Consider the following 287-nt stretch of genomic DNA (forward strand, 5'->3'; position numbering starts at 1 on the left):
GCCGCCATCGAGAGCGCGTTGGCTGCCGTGCCGGTCGCGACGAAGAAGACTTGGACCTCGCGGTCGAAGATCTCGTTGAAGCGGCGATAGACGGCGCGGTCCAGATCGCCGTCGCCATAGGCGGTGGCCGTGCCTGCGGCATGGCGCGAGAGGTTGGCCGAAATATCGGGATGTACGCCCGCCCAGTTGTCGGATGCAAAGAACATCGAGAGGTCCGTATGGTGATTGCCGAAAGCGGGCGCGACTTGACTGCTTCGGCGCCCGAAGCGCAAGGGCCAATCCTTGGC

At 64.5% G+C, this 287-nt stretch carries 1 pseudogene; it reads right to left on the minus strand.

Going from position 1 to position 287, the window contains the following annotated elements:
• Positions 1–206, minus strand: a pseudogene (locus tag EN824_RS34710) (beta-eliminating lyase-related protein); the annotation flags it as partial.
• Positions 207–287 lie beyond the last annotated feature (81 nt).

Origin of the sequence: Mesorhizobium sp. M8A.F.Ca.ET.181.01.1.1 (genome assembly GCF_004792025.1) — a bacterium.
Taxonomy (GTDB): Bacteria; Pseudomonadota; Alphaproteobacteria; order Rhizobiales; family Rhizobiaceae; genus Mesorhizobium.